This window comes from Tsukamurella spumae, assembly GCF_012396015.1.
Taxonomy (GTDB): Bacteria; Actinomycetota; Actinomycetes; order Mycobacteriales; family Mycobacteriaceae; genus Tsukamurella; species Tsukamurella spumae.
On sequence record NZ_JAAXOQ010000001.1, the window covers coordinates 264,733 to 287,297 of the forward strand.

The 22,565-nt window shown below is 70.0% G+C and carries 20 protein-coding genes; 14 read left to right on the top strand and 6 right to left on the bottom strand.

All coding sequences use genetic code 11. The features are described from left to right. Positions 1-18: 18 nt before the first annotated feature. Both mshC and HF999_RS01260 read left to right on the top strand, forming a co-directional pair. Positions 19-1,263: a cysteine--1-D-myo-inosityl 2-amino-2-deoxy-alpha-D-glucopyranoside ligase gene (gene mshC / locus HF999_RS01255; protein WP_168544113.1), complete on the top strand. Its 1,245-nt coding sequence runs from the start codon at positions 19-21 to the stop codon at positions 1,261-1,263. 25 nt (positions 1,264-1,288) lie between these two features. After that, positions 1,289-1,600, top strand: coding sequence for a hypothetical protein (locus HF999_RS01260; protein WP_168544114.1), 312 nt, complete (start codon positions 1,289-1,291; stop codon positions 1,598-1,600). Between the two features lie 25 nt (positions 1,601-1,625). Here the strand turns inward: HF999_RS01260 and HF999_RS01265 are convergent, their stop codons facing one another. Continuing rightward, a complete protein-coding gene (locus tag HF999_RS01265; protein ID WP_312853971.1) occupies positions 1,626-2,480 on the bottom strand; it encodes a PAC2 family protein in 855 nt (284 codons plus the stop codon). A gap of 61 nt (positions 2,481-2,541) precedes the next feature. Between HF999_RS01265 and metH the strand changes: the two genes are divergently transcribed. After that, complete coding sequence (metH, locus tag HF999_RS01270) at positions 2,542-6,150, top strand: methionine synthase (RefSeq protein WP_168544116.1); 3,609 nt, start codon at positions 2,542-2,544, stop codon at positions 6,148-6,150. Between the two features lie 9 nt (positions 6,151-6,159). Here the strand turns inward: metH and HF999_RS01275 are convergent, their stop codons facing one another. Further along, the gene (locus tag HF999_RS01275; protein ID WP_168544117.1) at positions 6,160-6,513 is read right to left on the bottom strand and encodes a Uma2 family endonuclease; all 354 of its coding nucleotides are present in this window, start codon (positions 6,511-6,513) and stop codon (positions 6,160-6,162) included. 33 nt (positions 6,514-6,546) lie between these two features. Further along, a complete protein-coding gene (locus HF999_RS01280) occupies positions 6,547-8,259 on the bottom strand; it encodes a bifunctional metallophosphatase/5'-nucleotidase (RefSeq protein WP_168544118.1) in 1,713 nt (570 codons plus the stop codon). Positions 8,260-8,343: 84 nt separating this feature from the next. Between HF999_RS01280 and HF999_RS01285 the strand changes: the two genes are divergently transcribed. Further along, complete coding sequence (locus HF999_RS01285; RefSeq protein ID WP_168544119.1) at positions 8,344-8,994, top strand: HAD family hydrolase; 651 nt, start codon at positions 8,344-8,346, stop codon at positions 8,992-8,994. Positions 8,995-9,032: 38 nt separating this feature from the next. Here the strand turns inward: HF999_RS01285 and HF999_RS01290 are convergent, their stop codons facing one another. Then, positions 9,033-10,919, bottom strand: coding sequence for an alpha/beta hydrolase (locus tag HF999_RS01290; RefSeq protein WP_312853972.1), 1,887 nt, complete (start codon positions 10,917-10,919; stop codon positions 9,033-9,035). Between the two features lie 27 nt (positions 10,920-10,946). Here HF999_RS01290 and HF999_RS01295 point away from each other — a divergent pair, with 27 nt between their 5' ends. After that, on the top strand, positions 10,947-11,219 hold the full coding sequence (locus HF999_RS01295) for a phosphoribosyl-ATP diphosphatase (RefSeq protein WP_168544121.1): 273 nt from the start codon (positions 10,947-10,949) through the stop codon (positions 11,217-11,219). Between the two features lie 25 nt (positions 11,220-11,244). Then, positions 11,245-12,090: an ATP phosphoribosyltransferase gene (gene hisG / locus HF999_RS01300; protein ID WP_168544122.1), complete on the top strand. Its 846-nt coding sequence runs from the start codon at positions 11,245-11,247 to the stop codon at positions 12,088-12,090. A gap of 1 nt (position 12,091) precedes the next feature. Here hisG and HF999_RS01305 read toward each other — a convergent pair whose 3' ends face one another. Next, positions 12,092-12,925, bottom strand: coding sequence for a thioesterase family protein (locus HF999_RS01305; protein ID WP_168544123.1), 834 nt, complete (start codon positions 12,923-12,925; stop codon positions 12,092-12,094). A 64-nt stretch (positions 12,926-12,989) separates the two neighbouring features. On the opposite strand from HF999_RS01305, the gene HF999_RS01310 reads away from it, so the two are divergent. The 5 genes from HF999_RS01310 to HF999_RS01330 all read left to right on the top strand — a co-directional run bounded on the left by HF999_RS01310 (position 12,990) and on the right by HF999_RS01330 (position 20,260). Continuing rightward, positions 12,990-13,817 (top strand): tRNA (adenine-N1)-methyltransferase, encoded by an 828-nt coding sequence (locus HF999_RS01310; protein WP_168544124.1) that lies wholly within the window; start codon positions 12,990-12,992, stop codon positions 13,815-13,817. A 30-nt stretch (positions 13,818-13,847) separates the two neighbouring features. Next, positions 13,848-15,569 carry a proteasome ATPase gene (gene arc / locus HF999_RS01315; RefSeq protein ID WP_168544125.1) on the top strand — a complete coding sequence of 574 codons (1,722 nt, stop codon included), beginning with the start codon at positions 13,848-13,850 and terminating at the stop codon, positions 15,567-15,569. Positions 15,570-15,639: 70 nt separating this feature from the next. Further along, positions 15,640-18,270, top strand: a complete 2,631-nt coding sequence (locus HF999_RS01320; RefSeq protein ID WP_210733317.1) for an ATP-binding cassette domain-containing protein — start codon at positions 15,640-15,642, stop codon at positions 18,268-18,270. Between the two features lie 33 nt (positions 18,271-18,303). Further along, the gene (dop, locus tag HF999_RS01325; RefSeq protein WP_168544127.1) at positions 18,304-19,794 is read left to right on the top strand and encodes a depupylase/deamidase Dop; all 1,491 of its coding nucleotides are present in this window, start codon (positions 18,304-18,306) and stop codon (positions 19,792-19,794) included. Positions 19,795-19,798: 4 nt separating this feature from the next. After that, positions 19,799-20,260, top strand: coding sequence for a nitroreductase/quinone reductase family protein (locus HF999_RS01330; RefSeq protein WP_168544128.1), 462 nt, complete (start codon positions 19,799-19,801; stop codon positions 20,258-20,260). 157 nt (positions 20,261-20,417) lie between these two features. Here HF999_RS01330 and HF999_RS01335 read toward each other — a convergent pair whose 3' ends face one another. Further along, the gene (locus HF999_RS01335) at positions 20,418-20,804 is read right to left on the bottom strand and encodes a hypothetical protein (protein WP_168544129.1); all 387 of its coding nucleotides are present in this window, start codon (positions 20,802-20,804) and stop codon (positions 20,418-20,420) included. Between the two features lie 73 nt (positions 20,805-20,877). Between HF999_RS01335 and HF999_RS01340 the strand changes: the two genes are divergently transcribed. The 3 genes from HF999_RS01340 to prcA are packed head-to-tail and all read left to right on the top strand — an operon-like array spanning position 20,878 to position 22,555. Beyond that, on the top strand, positions 20,878-21,072 hold the full coding sequence (locus tag HF999_RS01340) for a ubiquitin-like protein Pup (protein ID WP_068569600.1): 195 nt from the start codon (positions 20,878-20,880) through the stop codon (positions 21,070-21,072). Further along, positions 21,069-21,842, top strand: coding sequence for a proteasome subunit beta (gene prcB / locus HF999_RS01345; protein WP_168544130.1), 774 nt, complete (start codon positions 21,069-21,071; stop codon positions 21,840-21,842). Before HF999_RS01340 ends, prcB begins: the two co-directional genes overlap by 4 nt. Continuing rightward, positions 21,839-22,555 carry a proteasome subunit alpha gene (gene prcA, locus HF999_RS01350; RefSeq protein WP_168544131.1) on the top strand — a complete coding sequence of 239 codons (717 nt, stop codon included), beginning with the start codon at positions 21,839-21,841 and terminating at the stop codon, positions 22,553-22,555. The genes prcB and prcA overlap by 4 nt, the downstream gene beginning before the upstream one ends. The last annotated feature ends 10 nt before the right edge of the window (positions 22,556-22,565 follow it).

Below are 22,565 nucleotides of genomic sequence, written 5' to 3' on the forward strand. Positions count from 1 at the left end.
CGCGCATAGGGTGGGGGCATGCGTTCCTGGCCGACCCCCACCGTTCCCAGCGTGCCCGGACCGTCGGTCCCGCTGCGTCTCTACGACACCTCCGACGCGGCGGTGCGCCCGGTCAACCCCGGCGCGGTGGCGGGGATGTACGTCTGCGGCATCACCCCCTACGACGCGACCCACCTGGGGCACGCGGCCACGTACCTGGCGTTCGACCTGGTCAACCGGGTGCTGCGGGACAACGGCCACGACGTGCACTACGTGCAGAACATCACCGACGTGGACGACCCGCTGTTCGAGCGGGCGGAGCGCGACGGGATCGACTGGCGCGACCTGGGCGCCCGCGAGATCGATCTGTTCCGCGAGGACATGGAGGCGCTGCGGGTGATCCCGCCCCGCGACTACATCGGTGCGGTGGAGTCGGTCGGCGAGGTCGTCGAGTACGTCGGGAAGCTCCTGGACAACGGGTCCGCGTACATCGTGGACGATCCCGCGTTCCCGGACGTGTACTACCGCTCCGACGCGACCGAGCAGTTCGGGTACGAGTCCGGGTACGACCGCGCCACCATGGAGAAGTTCTTCGCCGAACGCGGCGGCGATCCCGACCGGCCCGGCAAGCACGACAGCATCGACCCGATCCTGTGGCGCGCGGAGCGACCGGGGGAGCCCTCGTGGCCCTCTCCGCAGGGACCCGGCCGGCCCGGCTGGCACATCGAGTGCGCCGCGATCGCGGCGAACCGCCTCGGCGCGGGCTTCGACATCCAGGGCGGCGGCAGCGACCTGATCTTCCCGCACCACGAGTACTCCGCCGCGCACGTCGAGGCGGCGACGGGCGAGCGCCGGTTCGCCCGGCACTACGTGCACGCCGCGATGATCGGCCTCGACGGCGAGAAGATGTCCAAGAGCCGCGGGAACCTCGTCTTCGTCTCGAAGTTGCGGCGGGCGGGCGTCGACCCCGCCGCGATCCGGCTGGGCCTGTTCGAGGGGCACTACCGGCAGGACCGGCCGTGGTCCGACGATGTGCTCGAGCGGGCGCTGGCGCGCCTGGACCTGTGGCGCCGGGCCTTCGCGGCACCGTCGGGCCCCGACGGTGCCGAGCTGATCTCCCGGCTCCGCCGGTACCTGGCCGACGACCTCGACACCCCGCACGCGCTGGCGGCCGTCGACGCCTGGGCCGAGAAGGCCCTCTCCGCGGGCGGTCCGGACGTGGGTGCTCCGGGCGCCGTCGCGACCGCCGTCGACGCGCTGCTGGGCGTACCGGTCACCGCCTGATGACGCGACAAGCTATATTTCGCCTGTGAGGACCGTCAGCGAGCTGGCCCCGGATCTGACCGAGGGCGTATGGACCGTGCAGACCCGCACGTCGACCTACGTGGTGGATCTGGCGGAGAAGACCCTGATGCGCGCCCCCGGGATCGGCGGCGACTCCGGGGACGAGCAGTGGAGCATCAGCGCGCTGCGGCGCGACTCGGAGGACATCCCGCTGCTCGGCATCAAGAGCTGCCGGGTGGGGGAGTCGGCCCAGTTCTGGGTGCGTGCGGCGGACGACCCGGACGTCCGGACCTGGCGCATCACCACGCCTGTCGTGTCGATCGAACGGATCGGCTAGCGCCGGGACGCGGCCCCGGCGGCGATCACGGCCCCGTGCCGGGATCGCGGCGCCGCAGGTACTTCTCGAACTCCTCGGCGAGGGCGTCGGCGTCGATGTTCTGCTCGACGTCCTGCGCCTCGGCGTCGCCCCGCTCTTCGAGCCCGCGGACGTACGCGGCCACGTCCTCGTCGTCCTCGGTCATCTCCGTCACGGAGGACTCCCAGGCCTCGGCCCGTTCGGGCAGATCGCTCAGCGGCACGGCGAGATCCAGGACCTGCTCGACGCGCTGCAGCAGCGCGACGGTGGCCTTCGGGTTCGGGGGCTGCGAGACGTAGTGCGGCACCGCCGCCCAGAGCGAGATGGCCGGGTACCCGGCCCGCACGCACGCGTCCTGGAGGACCCCGGTGATGCCGGTGGGCCCCTCGTACCGGTTCTGCTCGAGCCCGAAGCGCTTGGCGGAGTCCGCGTCGTACCCGGTCCCGGTGACCGGCACCGGGCGGGTGTGCGGCGTGTCCGCGAGCAGGGACCCGAGGATCACCACGCTGTCGATGTGCAGGTCCGCGAAGACCGCCAGCAGCTGCTCGCAGAACGCGCGCCACCGGAAGTTCGGCTCGATACCGCGCAGCAGCACCACATCGCGATCGGCCTTGGGCGGACGGCACACCGACAGCGTCGTCGACGGCCACTCCACGGCCCGGGTCACGCCGTCGACCTGCTTGATCGTCGGCCGATTGACCTGGAAGTCGTAGAAGTCGTCGGAATCGACCTCCGTCAGCAGCGTCGCGTCCCAGGTCAGCTCGAGATGCTCGACGGCTCCGGACGCGGCATCGCCCGCGTCGTTCCAGCCCTCGAACGCCGCGATGAGCACGGGGCGGTCGAGGTTCGGGGGATAGTTCACCGGGTCAGCGTACGCGCAGGCCCTGAAGAGGAGATTTGCCCGCACCGACTACCCTGGGATCATGACCCGTACGCATCAGCAGCCGCTGCAGTCGAACTTCCTGGAGGCGGCGAAACGCCGTGTTCTCATAGGCGACGGTGCGATGGGCACGATGTTGCAGGCGGCCGACCTGACCCTGGACGATTTCCTGGGGCTCGAGGGGTGCAACGAGATCCTCAACGACACCCGCCCGGACGTGCTCGAGGGGATCCACCGCGCGTACTTCGCCGCCGGCGCGGACGCCGTCGAGACGAACACGTTCGGCTGCAACCTGTCGAACCTGGGCGACTACGACATCGCGGACCGGATCCGCGAGCTCTCCTTCAAGGGCGTCGCGATCGCGCGCAAGGTGGCCGATGAATTCGGTGCGCGCGACGGGCAGCCGCGGTTCGTGCTCGGCTCGATCGGCCCGGGCACCAAGCTGCCCACGCTGGGCCACACCTCGTTCGAGGTCATCCGGGACGCGTACGCGGAGGCCGCGCGGGGCATGCTCGACGGTGGCGCGGACGCCTTCCTCATCGAGACCTGTCAGGACATCCTCCAGTCGAAGGCCGCGGTACTGGGTTGCCAGATCGCGATGACCGAGCTGGAGCGACGGATTCCGATCATCGTGCACGTGACGGTGGAGACCACCGGCACCATGCTGCTCGGCTCGGAGATCGGGGCCGCGCTGACGGCGCTGGAGCCGCTGGGCATCGACATGATCGGCCTGAACTGCGCGACCGGCCCGGCGGAGATGAGCGAGCACCTGCGGCACCTGTCGCGGCACGCGAGCATCCCCGTGTCGGTCATGCCGAACGCCGGCCTGCCGGTGCTGGGCCCCAATGGCGCGGAGTACCCGCTGACCCCGGAGGAACTGGCGCAGGCGCTGTCGGGCTTCGTCGGCGAGTTCGGGCTGAGCTTCGTCGGCGGCTGCTGCGGCACCACCCCCGAGCACATCCGCCAGGTGGCCGAGGCCGTGCGGGCGACCGAACGCCTGCAGCGCACCCCGGAGGCGGAGAGCTCGATCAGCTCGCTCTACACGTCGGTGCCCTTCGCACAGGACAGCTCGATCCTGATGATCGCCGAGCGCACGAACTCCAACGGCTCCAAGGCCTTCCGCGAGGCGATGCTCGCGGGCGATCACGACAAGTGCGTCGACATCGCCAAGGACCAGATCCGCGACGGCGCGCACATGCTCGATCTCAACGTGGACTACGTGGGCCGCGACGGCGCCGTCGACATGGCGGCGCTGGCCGCCCGCCTGGCGACCGCATCGACGCTGCCGATCATGATCGACTCGACCGAGCCGGCCGTCATCCAGGCGGGCCTGGAGCACCTCGGCGGCCGGTGCGCGGTGAACTCGGTGAACTATGAGGACGGCGACGGTCCGGACTCGCGGTTCACCAAGATCATGGAGCTCGTCAAGGCGCACGGCGCCGCCGTGGTCGCGCTGACCATCGACGAGGAGGGCCAGGCCCGCACCGCCGAGTGGAAGGTCCGGATCGCCGAGCGCCTGATCGCCGACCTGACCGAGAACTGGGGTCTGGCGATCGACGACATCATCATCGATCCGCTGGTGTTCCCCATCTCGACCGGCCAGGAGGAGGTCCGTCGGGATGCCCTCGAGACCATCGAGGCCGTGAAGATCCTGCACGCGAAGTACCCCTCGATGCACTTCACCGTCGGCCTGTCGAACGTGAGCTTCGGCCTGAACCCGGCCGCCCGGCAGGTGCTCAACTCGGTGTTCCTGCACGAGCTGACGGAGGCGGGCCTCGACTCGGCCATCCTGCACGCGTCGAAGATCCTGCCGATGAGCAAGATCGAGGACGAGCAGCGCGAGACGGCCCTGGACCTGGTCTACGACCGTCGCGGCGCCGACGGGCTGCAGTCGAAGGGCGATCCGGACTACCTGCCGCTGACGAAGCTGATGGAGCTGTTCGAGGGCGTCTCCGCGGCCGGTGCCCGCGAGTCCCGCGCACAGGAGCTGGCGAAGCTGCCGCTGTTCGACCGCCTGGAGCGGCGCATCGTCGACGGTGAGCGGGAGGGCCTCGACGCCGACCTGGACGAGGCCATGACGACGGTGCCGCCGCTGAAGATCATCAACGACACCCTGCTGTCCGGCATGAAGACCGTCGGTGAGCTGTTCGGCTCCGGCCAGATGCAGCTGCCCTTCGTGCTGCAGTCCGCCGAGGTGATGAAGGCCGCGGTCGCCTACCTCGAGCCGCACATGGAGAAGGCCGACGACGATGCGGGCAAGGGCCGGATCGTGCTCGCCACGGTCAAGGGCGACGTGCACGACATCGGCAAGAACCTCGTCGACATCATCCTGAGCAACAACGGCTACGAGGTGGTCAACATCGGCATCAAGCAGCCGATCGCCGCCATCGTCGAGGCCGCGGAGGACAAGCACGCCGACGTGATCGGGATGTCCGGTCTGCTCGTGAAGTCCACCGTGGTGATGAAGGAGAACCTGCAGGAGCTCAACACCCGGGGCCTGGGGGAGAAGTACCCCGTGCTGCTCGGTGGCGCCGCCCTGACCCGTGCCTACGTCGAGAACGATCTCGCGGAGGTCTACGAGGGCGAGGTCAGCTACGCCCGCGACGCGTTCGAGGGTCTGCGCCTGATGGACGACATCATGTCCCTCAAGCGTGGCGGCGGGCCGGATCCGGACAGCCCCGAGGCCATCGCCGCTGCGGAGAAGGCCCGCGAGCGCAAGGAACGGCACGCCCGCAGCAAGCGGATCGCCGAGAAGCGCAAGGCCGAGGCCGCGCCGGTGGTGGTGCCGGACCGCTCCGACGTGGCGCTCGACTTCGAGGTCGCGACCCCGCCGTTCTGGGGCACCCGCGTGGTGCGCGGCATCGCGATCAGCGAGTACGCCCCGCTGCTCGACGAGCGCGCCCTGTTCTTCGGGCAGTGGGGCCTGCGCGGCGCCCGCAAGGGCGAGGGCCCGTCGTACGAGGAACTGGTGGAGACCGAGGGCCGTCCCCGGCTGCGGTACTGGCTCGACAAACTCAAGTCAGAGCACATCCTCGACCACGCCGCCGTGGTGTACGGATACTTCCCGGCCGTGAGCCACGGCAACACCATCGACGTGCTCGAGTCGCCGGATCCCGATGCGCCCGTGCGCTATTCGTTCGAGTTCCCGCGTCAGCAGCGCGGCCGGTTCCTCGCGATCTCGGACTTCATCCGCGACCGCGACACGGCCCGCGAGCGCGGCGAGGTGGACGTGCTGCCCTTCCAGCTGGTCACCATGGGGCAGCCGATCGCCGATGCGGCGAACGAGTTGTTCGCCGTGAACAGCTACCGGGACTACCTCGAGCTGCACGGCATCGGCGTGCAGCTCACGGAGGCCCTCGCGGAGCGCTGGCACCAGCGGGTACGGCAGGAGCTGATCCTGCCCGGCGGCCGGAAGGTCTCCGACACCGATCCCAACGCGGTCACGGACTTCTTCGACCTCAAGTACCTCGGCGCGCGGTACAGCTTCGGCTACGGCGCCTGCCCCGAACTCGAGGATCGGCGCAAGATGGTCGAGCTGCTCCAGCCCGAGCGGATCGGCGTCGAACTCTCCGAGGAACTGCAGCTGCACCCCGAGCAGTCCACCGACGCGTTCGTCCTCACCCACCCCGAGGCGAAGTACTTCAACACGTAGGTCTCCCGCTCATGGATGGTCGAGCGCTGTGAGGTCGATGTCCAGCGCGACGGGGACCTCGGTACGGATCCGGTCGGTCACCGTCGGGCCCTCGTACCGCCCGTCCACGAGCTTCAGTACCTCGGCGGTCGCAGGGCGATGATGGACAATGACGTCCGTCTCGTCGTACACCTCGAAGTCGCCCGGTAGCTGCGCCTCGATCGCGTTCGCCAGACGCCGGATCGCTCGCGTGTGCTTCAGTCTCGGACTCGGCGACACTTCCAGTACCCCCCGGCACAGTTCCGCGCGCCGCAGCGATTCGTCCTCCCCCAAGGCGAACCAGTCCTCCAGCGTCAGCGGCGCGGGATTCGGTGCAGCGGTCATATCGCCGATGCTACTGCGAGGCCCCGACAGCGACTACTGCTTCGTCACCCGGCTGGTGGGCGTCGGCAGGTTCGGGGTGGCCTGCAGGTACTTCTCGAGCGCGTCGAGGTCGATCCCGCCGACGGTGAGGTCCGTCGACTGGGTGAACACGCTGAACCCGTCGCCGCCGGCGGCGAGGAAGTTGTTCGTGGTCACGCGGTACCTGGCGACGGTGTTGATCGGCTCGTCGCCGATCTTGACGCTATCGCGCACCACCTTCCGGTTCGGGGCGCCGTTCGGGTCGTAGCTGTAGGTGATGCCCGACGGTGCCAGGATCGTCGTCTTCGCGGGGTTCTTCCACTGTTGCTCGAGGAGATCGATGATCTGTTGGCCGGTGAGCGAGACGGTGACGACCTGATTGCCGAAGGGCTGCACGGTGTACGCGGCGCCGTAGGTGACATCGCCGCCCTTGAGGTCGGCGCGCACGCCGCCGGGGTTCATCAGCGCGATCCGGCCCGCGGCCTCGTTCGGCGGTCGTGTGGTGAAGAGCATCGCGTCGGCGATGACATCGCCGAGCGGCGAGTCGCCGCCGGGGAACGGGTCTCGCTTGAGGTCGGTGGGGATCGTCCCGATCACGCGGTCGGCGCGGGGCTTGGCCTCCTTGGCGTAATAGTCGACGAGGCGCTGCGTCGCGGCATCGGCGGGGATGTCGCGGCCGACGACGCGGTTGATCGCGGTGGCCTTCGCCGCGGGCCCGCTGAAGTCGAGGGTGATGTCGGTGATCAGCCGGCCGTACGACGCCGCCTGCGTGACGGTCCGGCCGTCGATCGTGCAGTTGTAGGCCTGGTGCGAGTGGGCCGTGACCAACGCGGTGACCGCCGGGTCGATCGCCTTCGCGAGCTCGGGGACGGGGGAGGAGACGTCCTTGCACGCGTTCGGGTCCGCCTCGCCGGTGCCCTTCTGGGCGCCGCCGTCGTGCATCGTCGCGATGATCGCCTGGGCGCCGGCCGCCTTGATCTCGGGGACGTACTTGTTGATGGCCTCGGCCTCGTCGCCGAAGGTGTAGCCGCGCACGCCCTCCGGCGCGACGATGGTCGCCGTCTCCGGCGTCACGGTGCCGATCACGGCGATCTTCTTGCCCGCGACCTCGAACATCTTCCACGGCACGGTCCCGGGCGGCAGTTGGCCCTGCGCGTTGGTGACATTCGCCGCGAGGTACTGGTACGCGGCGCCGGTGAAGGGGTCGCCGGGCTCGCAGCCCTGCGGTGCGCAGCCGCCCTTCTGCAGGCGCTCCAGCTCGATGGTGCCGTGGTCGAACTCGTGGTTGCCCACCGAGCTCGCCTGCAGGCCGACGGAGTTGAGGAACTTCACCGTCGGCTCGTCCCGGAACAGCGCGGAGACGAGCGGGCTGGCGCTCACCAGGTCGCCCGCCGCCACGGTGAGGCTGTCGGGGTACTGCTTCTTGAGTCGCTGCAGTGCGGTCGCGAAGTAGACGGCCCCGCCGGCGTCCTTTCCGCCGATCCGGCCCGTCGAGCCGCTCGGCGGCTGCAGATTGCCGTGGAAGTCGTTGAACGCCAGCAGGTGCACCTGACCGGGCTTCGCCGCGGGCAGGTCGTCGGTGCCGGGGACGGTGAAGGCCGCCTGCGCGCCCGACGACGCCGCCGCGGAGGACGAGGGCGTCGCGTCGTTCCCCGACGTGCCGCAGCTCGCGACCAGTGCGGCCGACGCGGTGAGTGCCAGGGCTGCGAGCCACCTGTTATTGCGCATGCATCGCACTCAAACACAGAGATCCGTCGTTCGGGTGACGAATGAATTAACACCTCCCACGACCGGGCGCATAAGGTGCACGCCATGACCACCTCCTCCCTGCCGTCCGCGGTCCTGTTCGACATGGACGGCACGCTGCTCGATTCGGAGAAGCTCTGGGACATCGCGGTGGCGGAGTTCACCCGGAAGCTGGGCTACGACATCACGCCCGAACAGCGGGAGACCACGCTCGGCAACGCGACGGGCGATGCGCTGCGCAAACTGTTCGACTTCGCGCAGGTCCCGGAGGCGGATCGCGACCTGGTCGCGGCGGAGCAGTGGCTGTCGAACCGCGTCGTCGAGTTGTTCGACGGTGGCATCCCGTGGCAGCCCGGTGCGCGCGAGACGCTCGATCTGCTCGGCGCCGCGGAGATCCCGCTCGTCCTGGTCACGAACACGATCCGCGAGGTCACCGAGCACGCTCTCGGCACCCTGGGCCGCGACCGGTTCGTGGCCACCGTCTGCGGCGACGAGGTACCGACCCCCAAGCCCGCCCCCGACCCGTACCTCCGCGGCGCCGAACTGGCGGGGTTCCCGGCCGCGGACTGCGTCGCCGTCGAGGACTCGCCGACCGGCGCGCGGTCAGCGCTGGCCGCCGGCTGCAAGGTCCTGACCGTGGGGCCCGAGCCCGTCGCCCGCGGTGCCGTGCACCTCGGCACCCTGGCCGGTGCGGCGCACGAGACCTTCCGGCTGTAGCGCCGTCGACCTGCTGCGCCGGGCGACCCAGGACCGAGCTACTTCTCGGCACCGTCGATCGCGGCGCTGGCCATGACGGCCATCCGGACCCGTTCGGTGTCGGCGGGCGTCCACCCGGCGGGTGGGAGGACCGCGGCGAACGCGTCCACGACCGCGGTGCCGTAGTTGTGTCCGTGCCCGTCCGGGACCCCCGCGGCGTTCGCCAGATCGGCCGACACCTGCCAGAAGGTGACGAACGGGTACCACGCCATCGCCGAGCTGCGATCCTTGCCCGGCGCCTCCTTGAGCCAATCCGGTTGGCGCAGTATCAGTTCCGGAGACCACCAGACCACTGGATCGGACGGGTGCTGGACGTACACCACGTGCGGTGCGAGCCATTCCGCGCCACCGCTGTCCGCGAGCGGTCGCCTGCCGTCGGTGAACCGGACGATCAGCCCGTCGGTGTACGTGGGGAGCACCTCGGGTGTCCCCAGATCGCGGCGGTCGGTGATCGCGGAGTGGATCGGATTCGCCCGCGGCGGCCCGATCCAGACGACACCGTCGACCTTGGCGCGGATGTCGGGCAACCCGGAGAACGCGCCCTCCCCGGCGCGCGTGCCGAGGCTCTCACCCATGACCAGCACCTTGGGGCGGTGTTCGGCCGGCCGCGCGGACACGTCGGCGAGCACGGCGTCGATGAGGCGCTTGCCGGCGGACAGCGAGGTCTCGCGCTCGGTGATGAAGGAGATCCAGCTCGGCAGGTAGGAGTACTGCGCCGCGACCAGCGCGACATCGCCGTCGTACATCAGCTCGACGGCGCGGGCCGCCGTCGGGTTCACCCACCCGGAGCCGGTGGTCGGGATGATCACGACGTGACTCCGGTCCAGCGCCCCGGTGCGCGCGAGCTCGCGATGCAGCAGTGCGAACCGTTGCTCGGTCGTGGCGGCGTTCTCCAGTCCCACGTACACCCGCACCGGCTCGGTGACCGGACGTGTCGTGAACCGGGCGATCTGGGCGGCGCGCAGCCCGCCCGCGACGAACTTGCGCCCCTCCATCCCCAGGCCCGACCACTTCGCCGCGGAGTCGGGCGATCCCGAGTGCTGGAACTCGGTCGGTCGCGAGAATCCCGCGGGCTCTTCATCATTGGTCGCCGAAGCGACCTTGTTGGCGGTCGCGGAGAACGCCCGGAATCCCACGTCGTTGACCATGAACACGACGAACGCCACGACCAGGACGAAGCCGAGGACCTTCGCCGCGGGCTGCGGCACCCGCAGGTAGGTGTTCGCCCGGCGCGCCAGGAACAGGCTCAGGTCGCGCAGGACGCGGAAGGTCGAGATGAGGGCGGCGGAGACGACGAAGGCCACGATCGGGGTGAGCACGTACCAGAGGTCCGATCCCGGCGGCATGCCCATCAGGGCGCGCACATCGTCCTGCCAGCGCTTGGCGGCGACCATCATCCACAGGCCGCCGACCAGCATGCCGACCACGATGAGCGCCCGCCACACCGGCACCCAGCGCGCCCGCTTCGGGTCGTCCCGGATCGGATGCGAGCGCACCAGGAGGTCGACGATCACCCATTTGAGGAACACGCCGATCGCGTAGCCGATCACCGCATTGATGCCGGACACGATGCCCTGGAAGAACCAGGAACGGGGGAGCAGCGACACCGTCAGGCTGCTCATCAGGAACAGCCCGCCGACGAAGAGCCCGGCGAAGTCCAGGTGCAGCAGGCTCCACAGCCAGGCGAGCAGCGGGTGCCGCCGAGCGAGGTCGTCGTAGTTCTCGCGGAGGAACCGGTCCGGGTCGCGCGCGGCGCGCAGCACGCGCAGTCGTGCCCGGACCAGAGCCCTGGCGTACCGGTACTGCGCGGAGCCCTTGGCCGCGGCGTCGGGACCGTCCGCACGCGGTGCCGACGGTGCCGCCTGCGCGGTCGTGCTGCCCTCCACACGAACCACTGTAGTTCGCGTGGGACAATGAGCCATGTGAAGACCATGGAGACGTTGTTCGCGGAGTTGGCCGAGAAGGCCGAGGCGCGGCCCGCTGGGAGCGGGACCGTCGAGGCGCTGGACCGCGGCATCCATTTCCTGGGTAAGAAGGTGCTGGAAGAGGCGGGCGAGGTGTGGATCGCCGCCGAGCATCAGAGCGACGCGGACCTCGCGGAGGAGGCCTCGCAGCTGATGTACTGGCTGCAGGTGCTGCTCATCAAGCGCGGCCTGACGCTCGACGACGTCTACTCGTACCTGTAGAACCTCTCCGAAGGAACCGAAGAACATGTTGCGGGTCGCCGTACCGAACAAGGGCGCGCTCTCCGAGTCCGCCGCCGCCATCCTGAGCGAGGCCGGCTACCGCCGCCGCTCGGACGCCAAGGACCTCACGGTCCTCGACAATGCCAACGAGGTGGAGTTCTTCTTCCTGCGCCCCAAGGACATCGCGCTTTACGTGGGGTCCGGCGAACTGGACCTGGGGATCACCGGACGCGACCTCGCGCTGGACTCCGGTGCGCCGTTCACCGAGCGACTCGCGCTGGGCTTCGGCCGGTCCACCTTCCGCTACGCCGGTCCCGCCGGCACCGATTGGCAGCTGTCGGATCTGCAGGGCAAGCGGATCGCCACCTCCTATCCGAACCTGGTGCGCGCCGATCTCGCCGCCCGCGGCATGTCCGCGGAGGTCATCCGCCTCGACGGTGCGGTCGAGATCTCGATCCAGCTGGGCGTGGCGGACCTCATCGCGGATGTGGTCGAGTCGGGTCGCTCGCTGCGGCAGAACAACCTGGTGGCCTTCGGCGAGGCGCTGCTCTCCTCGGAGGGCGTGCTGATCGAGCGGGCGGATTCGGCGCCTGCGCGGGCGAAGGACCAGCTCACGGCACGCCTGCAGGGCGTCGTCTACGGACGCCAGTACGTGATGCTCGACTACGACTGCCCCAAGTCGCTGCTCGATCGGGCCGTCGCGGTCACGCCGGGACTCGAGTCGCCCACCGTCGCGCCCATGGCCGACGATGCCTGGGTCGCCGTCCGCGCCCTCGTCCTGCGCCAGGACGCGAACCCGATCATGGACGACCTCGCCGACCTCGGCGCCAAGGCGATCCTCATGACCGACATCCGCGCCTGCCGCTTCTAGGTCATCGGGCGGAAACCAGCAGCGTCTGCGCCCCGACGGCGAAGGCGCCGGCACCGTCGTACATCCGGGAGACGGTGGTGCCGATGCCCTCGCCCCCGACCAGCTGATCGCCCGCGACACCGATCCAGCCGTCCACCGGCCGCGGCGAGCGGTGCAAGTGCACGGTCATGTCCATGTTCATCCAGGTCACCGCCGTCGGGTCGAGGTACGCGGAGATGCCGTTGGCGGCGTCGATCACGGAGAAGACCTGCACCAGGGGCGACGGTGCCTCGCCCGCGACCAGCGGTATCCGCGCCCGCATCCAGCACCACCGCGGGCCGTCCTCGTCGGCGTCGGGCCGGTCGACGAACCGCCACTCGCACGCGGCGAGGAAACCCTGGTCCTTGAGGTGCTTGAAGAAGTCGGGCATCGCACCGTCGACCTCGCCGGCCGGCGGTAGCGCGGGGGACAGATCCCGCGCGATCGCCGTGGTGTCCGACGATGCGAGGGCCCAGGCCTGCGCCCGGGCGACGGTGCGGTACTCGCCGGAGCCGTCCACGCAGTCCATCTCCGCGGCGATCAGCGAGATCGTCCGGCCCGGCCGCGCCACCCACGCCCGCACCCGGGTCCGGGTGATGGGGACCACGCCGAGAAGATCGATGGTGACGCGCGAGACCCGTGCGGCGTCCCCGACCAGTTTCTCCATGGCGCGCACCAGGATCGCCGCGGGCGGCGCCCCGTGCTGCATGGTGTCGGCCCACACGCTGGCGGTGGACGGTGTCGGGTCGAAGACCTCGTACTCGACGCCGTCGGCGTCGAGGACTCCAGCGGGTCGGAAGAACGCGTCATCAGCCATGTACCAGTCCTACCGAGAGGTCGGATTCGCCGTGCGACCGGGGTAGCTGGGACAATTCTCGACCATGGCGAACGTAGGCCCCTTCGTGGTGGGCGATCGAGTGCAGCTGACGGACGCGAAGGGCCGGAAGTTCACCGTCCACTTGGAGGCGGGCAAGGAGTTCCACACCCACAAGGGCGGGATCCGGCACGACGAACTGATCGGGGCGCCCGAGGGCAGCGTGGTCAAGGCCGTCAACGGCACGCCCTACCTCGCGCTGCGGCCGCTGCTCACCGACTACGTGCTCTCCATGCCGCGCGGCGCGCAGGTGATCTACCCCAAGGACGCGGCGCAGATCGTCGCCGAGGGCGACGTCTTCCCCGGCGCGCGGGTGCTCGAGGCCGGGGCCGGCTCCGGCGCGCTCACCTGCTCGCTGCTGCGCGCCGTCGGCCACGAGGGTTCGGTGACCAGCTGGGAGGTCCGCGAGGATCACGCCGAGTACGCCGCCAAGAACGTCGAGGAGTTCTTCGGCGGGCGGCCCGAGAACTGGCACCTGCAGCTCGGCGACCTCGCCGAGTACGACGGCCCGCAGGTGGATCGCGTCGTGCTCGACATGCTGGCCCCGTGGGACGTGCTCGACGCCGTCGGGAAGGCGCTGGTCCCGGGCGGCGTGCTCACCGTCTACGTGGCCACCACCACGCAATTGTCCAAGGTGGTCGAGGCGATGCGGGAGCAGGCGATCTGGACCGAGCCCCGGTCGTGGGAGGCCCTCGTGCGGGAGTGGCACGTCGTCGGCCTCGCGGTCCGGCCGTCGCACCGCATGCAGGGGCACACGGCTTTCCTGATCACCTGCCGGCGGCTGGCCGACGGCACCGTCGCGCCTCGTCCCCAGCGACGATCGAACAAGGGGTAGCGTGGAAAGCCCCACTGAAAGGGAGCTGAAGTGACCGAGCCGGATCCGACCCGCCCGTCGAGCACCACGCCGGGTACCTCGCAGGCCACCTCCGCGGCGGTGCTGCACGAGCGCGTCGACGCGCTCACCACCCGCAACGCGAAGCTGCTCGAGACGCTGCGGGACGCCCGCAACCAGCTGCTCACCCTCCGCGAGGAGGTCGAGCGGCTCGGACAGCCGCCGTCGGGCTACGGGGTGCTGCTGGGCACCTACGAGGACGACACGGTGGACGTGTTCACGTCCGGGCGCAAGATGCGGCTCACCTGCTCCCCGAACCTGGACGTCGCGTCCTTCCGCACGGGCCAGACGGTGCGCCTCAACGAGGCACTCACCGTGGTCGAGGCGGGCGAGTACGAGACGGTGGGCGAGATCTCCACCCTCCGCGAGATCCTGGACGACGGTGCCCGTGCCCTGGTCGTCGGCCACGCGGACGAGGAGCGCGTCGTGCGCCTGGCCGCGCCGCTCGCGCTGCAGGCCTCCGAGGATCCGGGTCTCGACGAGTTCGGGCTGCCGCGGCGCAAGCTGCGCGTGGGCGACTCGTTGCTGGTCGACACCAAGGCGGGGTACGCCTTCGAGCGGATCCCCAAGGCCGAGGTCGAGGACCTGGTGCTCGAGGAGGTGCCGGACGTCGACTACTCCGACATCGGCGGCCTGGGCCGGCAGATCGAGCTGATCCGCGACGCGGTCGAGCTGCCCTTCCTGCACAAGGACCTGTTCAAGGACTACTCGCTGCGGCCGCCGAAGGGCGTCCTGCTGTACGGTCCGCCCGGTAACGGCAAGACGCTGATCGCCAAGGCCGTGGCCAACTCGCTGGCGAAGAAGATCGCCGAGGTGCGGGGCGAGGACTCGCGCGAGGTGAAGTCCTACTTCCTCAACATCAAGGGCCCCGAGCTGCTCAACAAGTTCGTGGGTGAGACGGAACGGCACATCCGCCTGATCTTCCAGCGCGCGCGGGAGAAGGCCTCCGAGGGCACGCCGGTGATCGTCTTCTTCGACGAGATGGACTCGATCTTCCGCACCCGCGGGTCGGGCGTGAGCTCGGACGTGGAGACCACCGTGGTCCCGCAGTTGCTCAGCGAGATCGACGGGGTCGAGGGCCTGGAGAATGTCATCGTGATCGGCGCGTCGAACCGCGAGGACATGATCGACCCCGCGATTCTGCGTCCCGGCCGCCTCGACGTGAAGATCAAGATCGAGCGGCCCGATGCCGAGGGCGCGATCGACATCTTCTCGAAGTACCTGACCGCGGCGCTGCCGATCCACGAGGAGGATCTGGCCGAGTTCGGCGGCGATCGCGAGGCGTGCGTGCAGGCGATGATCGAGCGGGTCGTCGAGCGGATGTACGCCGAGACGGACGACAACCGGTTCCTGGAGGTGACCTACGCCAACGGCGACAAGGAGGTCATGTACTTCAAGGACTTCAACTCGGGCGCGATGATCCAGAACGTGGTGGACCGGGCGAAGAAGCACGCGATCAAGGGCTTCCTCGACACGGGGCAACCCGGTCTGCGGATCACCCATCTGCTCGAGTCCATCGTCGACGAGTTCGCCGAGAACGAGGACCTGCCCAACACCACGAACCCGGACGATTGGGCGCGGATCTCGGGCAAGAAGGGCGAGCGGATCGTCTACATCCGCACGCTGGTGACGGGCAAGAACTCCAGTGCGTCCCGGGCGATCGACACGGAGAACAACACCGGGCAGTACCTGTAGGTCGGTGGGCGGCGGCGCACAAGCGCCGCACAAGCCCAGGGCAAGTCGTGTCTGCATAGAATGCTGCGTGATGAGTACGGAAACTTCAGTTCTCACCGTCACGGTGGACGGTCAGACGCTGACCTTCGTCCCGGGTAAGACGGTGACCTTCGGGCGCACGCTCGAGTCGGACGTCACGATCAACCACCCGTTGGTCTCGCGGACGCACGCCGTCGCGACCGCGGGTCCGACGGGGTGGATCCTCACCGACCGCAGCACCAACGGCGTGTTCGTCGGCGGCGTCCGGCGACCCACCATCGCGTTGAACGGCACCCAGCAGCTGATGTTCGGCGATCCCCGCACCGGTGCTCAGGTCGTCTTCTCGTCGGCACCCCGCTCGAACACGCCGCCCCCGCCGCCGGCGCGGACTCCGCCGCCGCCCTCGTCCCAGCAGCCCGTGCAGCACATCCCCACCGCGCAGCGCGCACCGTCGAATCCCGTGCCGCGCACACCGACTCCGCCGCCGGGGCCGAGCGCGCCGCCGTCGGCGCGCATCCCCGTGCCCCCCGCGGGGCAGAACCCCGCTCCGCCGTCACGACCGATGCAGCTGCCGCGACAGCAGGCACCGTCGGCCCCGATCCCGGCGCAGCGCGCCGAGGCGACCCTGCTGCAGGGGCCGGGCGGCGAGGTCGCGCCGCACCTGCGCGCGATGGCGGGGAACACCGGCCTGTACCAGGTCGCGAAGATGCCGCAGCGCCCCGTCGGTTCGGCGGCGGGCCCGGGCCAGATGACCATCGGCCGCACCCCCGACAACGACATCGCGATCGGCGACATGCTGGTCTCGCGCCGCCACGCCCGACTGCTGACGGGCCCGCAGGGCCTGGTCATCGAGGACCTGGGCTCGGCCAACGGCACCCAGGTCAACGGCCGCCGCATCGGCGGCCCGACCGCTCTGCGCGACGGCGATCTGGTCACCGTCGGCAACTCGGACCTCATCGTCGAGCAGGGCCGCCTCGAGCGTCCCAAGGCGCAACAGTTCGCAGGCGCCGGCCTCGCGGTCCAGGGCATCACGCTCACCGTCGACGGCAACAAGACGCTGCTGCACGGGATCGACTTCCGCGCCGCCCCCGGCACGCTGACGGCCGTGATCGGTCCCTCGGGCGCGGGCAAGTCGACGGTGTCGCGGGTCGTCTCCGGCGCCGTCACCCCCACCGCGGGCCGGGTGGAGTTCGAGGGCCGGGACGTGCACCGCGACTTCGACGCGCTCCGCTCCCGCATCGGGATGGTGCCGCAGGACGATGTGCTGCACCGCCAGCTGACCCTGCAGCAGGCGCTGCGCTTCGCCGCCGAGCTGCGGCTGCCCCCCGACATGTCGAAGGCCGACCGCGACCAGGTGATCGACGGCGTGCTCGCCGAGCTGCAGCTCACCGAGCACAAGCAGACGCGGGTGGACAAGCTCTCCGGCGGCCAGCGCAAGCGCGCGTCCGTCGCGATGGAGCTGCTCACCGGTCCGTCGCTGCTCATCCTGGACGAGCCGACCTCCGGGCTGGACCCGGCGCTGGACCGCCAGGTCATGCAGACCCTGCGCCGCCTGGCCGACGCGGGCCGCGTGGTCATCGTCGTGACCCACTCGCTCACGCACATCGACATGTGCGACCAGGTGCTCCTGCTGGCGCCCGGCGGCAAGACCGCGTACTGCGGCTCGCCGAAGGGGGTCAAGGCCGCGATGGGCACGAGTGACTGGGCGGAGATCTTCGACTTCGCAGCCAAGCAGCCCGATGTCGCGTGGCAGCGGTACCGCTCGGCGAATCCCGCCCCGCCGCCGCCGGCCCCGACCGGCGCCCCGCCGAGCCCGACGAAGGCGCCGCGGACCTCGACGCGCAAGCAGCTGTCGGTGGTCGCGCGGCGGCAGCTGCGACTGATCCTGGCCGACCGTGCCTACCTGATCTTCCTCGTCCTCATGCCGATCGTGCTCGGGGCGGTCACGCTGCTGGTGCCCGCCGAGAAGGGGCTCGCGGGGGTCGTCGACAAGGAGGTCGCGGCGCCGAAGATGATTCTGGTGCTGTTGGTGATCGGCGCCTGCTTCATGGGTGCCGCGCTGACGGCGCGCGATCTGGTCGGCGAGCGCGCGATCTTCCAGCGCGAACGCGCGGTCGGTCTGCGGCCGGGGGCGTACCTGTCGGCGAAGACCGTGGTCTTCTTCGCCGCCGCCACCCTGCAGGCCGCGATCATGGTCGGCATCATGCTGATCGGCACCGCCACGCCGGACCAGGGTGCGATCCTCGCGAACGTCCCCGTCGAGCTGATCATCGACATCGCGGTCCTGGCGTGCGTGTCGACCCTGGTGGGCCTGTTGATCTCGGCGATCGCCAAGTCCGCCGAGCAGGTGATGCCGCTCCTCGTGGTCGTCGTCATCTCCCAGCTCGTGATGAGCGGCGGCCTGTTCGGGCTGCACGGTCGGCCGGGCCTCGAGCAGGTGTCGTGGCTGTTCCCCTCGCGGTGGGGCTTCGCGGCGTCCGCGTCGACGATCGACCTGCAGAAGGTGACCTCGGTGACCGCGACCGACCCCGTCTCGGGGCGGCTCGTGACGACCCGATCGAGCATCGATCCGCTCTGGGACTCCACGCCGACGCAGTGGGGCATCGCGATCGGAGTGCTCGCGCTCATGGCGGTCGTGCTCTGGACGGTCACGCGGTTCCGGATCGCGCGGCAGGCGGCCTGACCCGGCCCGATCGACACCGATAGGCTGGGGCGCATGCAGCGCATCATCGGTACCGAGGTGGAATACGGGATATCCGCGCCGAAGGACCCCACGGCGAACCCGATCCTCACCTCGACGCAGGCGGTGCTCGCGTACGCGGCGGCCGCGGCCGTCCCGCGCGCCAAGCGCACCCGCTGGGACTACGACCTCGAGTCGCCGCTGCGCGATGCCCGCGGCTTCGACCTCGGGCGCGGCGGGCCGGCGCCGATCATCGACGCCGACGAGATCGGCGCCGCGAACATGATCCTCACCAATGGCGCGCGGCTGTACGTCGACCACGCGCATCCCGAGTACTCGGCGCCCGAGGTCACCGACCCGCTCGACGCGGTGATCTGGGACAAGGCGGGGGAGCGCGTCATGGACGCCGCAGCGCGCTTCGCGTCGACGGTGCCCGGTGCCCCGGCCCTGCAGTTGTACAAGAACAACATCGACGGCAAGGGCGCGTCGTACGGCACGCACGAGAACTATCTGTGCCGAAGGGACACGCCCTTCGCCGCGATCGTGACGGGCCTGACGCCCTTCTTCGTGACGCGGCAGGTGTTCTGCGGCAGCGGCCGCGTCGGCCTCGGCGCCAGCGGCGATGAGGCGGGGTTCCAGCTCTCACAGCGCGCCGACTACATCGAGGTCGAGGTCGGCCTCGAGACCACGCTCAAGCGCGGCATCATCAACACCCGCGACGAGCCGCACGCCGACCCGGACAAGTACCGCAGGTTGCACGTCATCATCGGCGACGCGAACCTGGCCGAGACCTCCACGTACCTCAAGGTCGGCACGTCGTCGCTGGTCCTGGACCTGATCGAGGCCGGCGTCGACCTGTCGGACCTGCAGCTCGCGGCGCCCGTGACGGCGGTGCATCAGGTCTCCCGGGACCTGTCGTTGACGGGGGTTCTCGAGCTCGCCGACGGCCGCCGCATGACGGCGCTCGACATCCAGCGCGCCTACGCGGACCGGGTCGGCGCTTTCCTCGAGGGCTCCGACGATGCCCGGGCCCTCGACGTGCACGCCACCTGGGTCCGGGTGCTCGACACCCTCGCCGATGATCCGCTGCGGCTCTCCGACGAGCTGGACTGGCCCGCCAAGCTGCGTCTGCTCGAGGGCATCCGGCAGCGCGAGGGGCTGTCCTGGGGCGCGTCCAAGCTGCAACTGGTCGACCTGCAGTACTCCGACGTGCGGCTCGACAAGGGGCTCTACAACCGGCTCGTCGCACGCGGTTCGATGAAGCGCCTGGTCACCGAGCAGCAAGTGATGGACGCCGTGACGACGCCGCCCGAGTCCACCCGCGCGTACTTCCGCGGCGAGTGCATGCGCCGCTTCGGTACTGAGATCGCCGCCGCCAGCTGGGACTCGGTGATCTTCGACATCGGCGCGGAGTCACTGGTCCGCGTCCCCACCCTGGAGCCGCTGCGGGGCACCAAGGAGCACGTCGGCGCGCTGCTCGACGGTGCCTCCTCGGCCCGCGAGCTCGTCGATTCCCTGCGAGGGTAGGCGCATGGACATCGGTCGCGAGGTGGGGAAGCTCTACGCGAGGGCCTTCCCGGAGGTGCTCAAGGCGCACGGCGAGCTGTACGTGCGATCCGGCGGACGGATCGGCCACAAGCTGCTCTTCGGCGTTCCCAGCCTCATCGTCCGCACCGTCGGTGCGAGGTCGGGGGAGCCGCGCACGACCGTCCTGACCTACGTCGCCGACGGGGCCGACTACGTCGTCGTCGCGTCCAAGGGTGGCGCTCCGCGCAATCCGGCGTGGTTCCACAACATGGTCGCCGCCGGCACCGTCGACGTGCAGGTCGGGACGGAGCGGTTCCCGGCCACCGTCGAGGCGCTGAGGCCCGGTGACGCCGACTACCAGCGTCTCTGGGACCTCGCGGACCGCAACAACGGCGGCCGCTACGCCGCGTACCAGCGCAAGACCACCCGCCCGATCCCGGTCGTCCGCCTCCGCCCGGTGTCCTGAACATCTTTCAAAGCGTTCTGCGACGGATTCGGCTCGTGCGCTCGCAGAATGCTTCGAAAGATGTTGCGCCCGCGCCGAGAACAGATGGACGACGAGATCCAGTCGGTGTTCTACGACGGGGACGCACCAGAACGGTGACCGACGGCGGACCGTCGGGCTACATGCCGATGCTGAGGTTCCGGGCGTAGTTGACGCGCCCGAACACGTCCTGCACGGCGAAGGGCGAGTACACCGGGACGCTGGTGGTGAACGAACGACCCTCCGGTCCGAACACGCTGACCTGCACGAAGCCCTGCGTCTGGTCCTCCTTCGCGAGCAGGAAGAACAGCGAGAACAGGCAGACCACGAACGCGCCGACGATCGCGAGGACGATCGCCCACGTGGGCGTCGTGCGGGTGTGCACGCTGTGGTCGGTCACGGTCCACTGCGCGCCCGTGATCGGGAAGGTTCCCGACGGTGTGATGACCTGGGTGCGGGTGCAATGAATGTCGCCGATGCTGACGAGCACCGGTTCGGGCATGCCGGGCGGCGTGTACGGATCCACGGGAGCAGTGTAGGCCGGTAGGGTTGGATCATCGGGCCATGCGGCTCGGGATGGTCGCTAAGGAGGCAGCGAGATGGCGCAGGAGCAGGTCAAGCGTGGCGGCGGCGGAGACGACGAGGACCTCGCGGGTGCACCGTCGGGAGCCGGCCAGGAGCGCATCGAGAAGCTGACCGACGAGACCGACGATCTCCTCGACGAGATCGACGACGTGCTCGAGGAGAACGCCGAGGACTTCGTGCGCGCGTACGTCCAGAAGGGCGGCCAGTGACGCCGCTGAGCGGCGCGCGATCCTCCTTCGTCGAGCATCTGGCCGAGGTGGCCCCGGAGGCCTTGGTCTTCCGCGCCTCCGAGGGCGCCGCCGACGTGCCGCACGGCACCACGATCGTGGCGGTCGCCTTCGACGGCGGCGTGCTGCTCGCGGGTGATCGTCGCGCCACGATGGGCAACCTCATCGCGCAGCGCGACATCGTCAAGACCTTCGTCACCGACGAGCTGACCGCGGTCGGCATCGCCGGCACCGCGGGCATCGCGAAGCAGATCGTCAAGCTGTTCACGGTGGAGCTCGAGCACTACGAGAAGATCGAGGGCGTGCCGCTGACCTTCGAGGGCAAGGCGAATCGGCTCGCGGGCATGGTGCGCAGCAACTTCGGCGCGGCCCTCCAGGGCCTCGTGGCCGTGCCGCTGCTCGTCGGTTTCGACGAGGCGCAGGCGCGGGGCCGGATCGTCTCCTACGACGTGACGGGCGACTGGCACGACGAGGTGGGCTACCACTCCATCGGCTCGGGCTCGGCCTGGGCGAAATCGTCGATCAAGAAGCGTTTCCGGCCCGGCCTCGACGCCGACGGTGCGCTCGACGTGGCCGCGGAGGCCCTGTTCGACGCCGCCGACGACGACACCGCCACCGGCGGGCCGGACGTGCTGCGCAAGTTGTACCCGACGGCCGTCGTCATCACGTCCGACGGTGCCGTCGAGGTCGCCGAGGAGGACGTGGCCGCCGCGACGGACCGCGTGATCGCGGCGAGAGGGGCGCAGGCATGACCTTCCCGTACTACGCGTCCGCCGAGCAGATCATGCGGGATCGCTCGGAGCTGGCCCGCAAGGGCATCGCCCGCGGCCGGAGCGTCGTCGTGCTCAAGTACACCGACGGCGTGCTGTTCGTGGCCGACAATCCGAGCTCGCTCAACAAGATCAGTGAGATCTACGACCGCATCGGCTTCGCCGCCGTCGGCAAGTACAACGAGTTCGAGTCGCTGCGCCGGGCGGGCATCCAGTTCGCCGACACCCGCGGTTACCAGTACTCCCGTCGCGACGTGACGGGCTGGTCGCTGACCAACGCCTATGCCTCCACGCTGGGCACGGTCTTCACCGAGCAGGCCAAGCCCTACGAGGTGGAGCTGTGCGTCGCCGAGGTCGGCACGCCCGAGGTCGCGGCGTCCCGGCTCTACCGGGTGGGCTACGACGGTTCCGTGGGCGACGAGAAGCAGTTCGTGGTCATGGGCGGCCAGACGGAGTCGATCACGCCGGTCCTCACCGAGGGCTATCAGGACGGTCTCGACCTGGGCGGCGCCTTCGCGCTCGCGGTGCAGGCGCTCGGCGCCCCGGCACCGTCGAACGGCTCGTCCTCGTCGGCCCCCGCGGAGCAGAAGGTCTACGGCGCCGGCGAGCTCGAGGTCGCGGTCCTCGACCACACCCGGCCCCGTCGGGCGTTCAAACGTCTGTCCGATGAGCGGGTCGCGGAGCTGCTCGGCTGAGCCGGCCCCG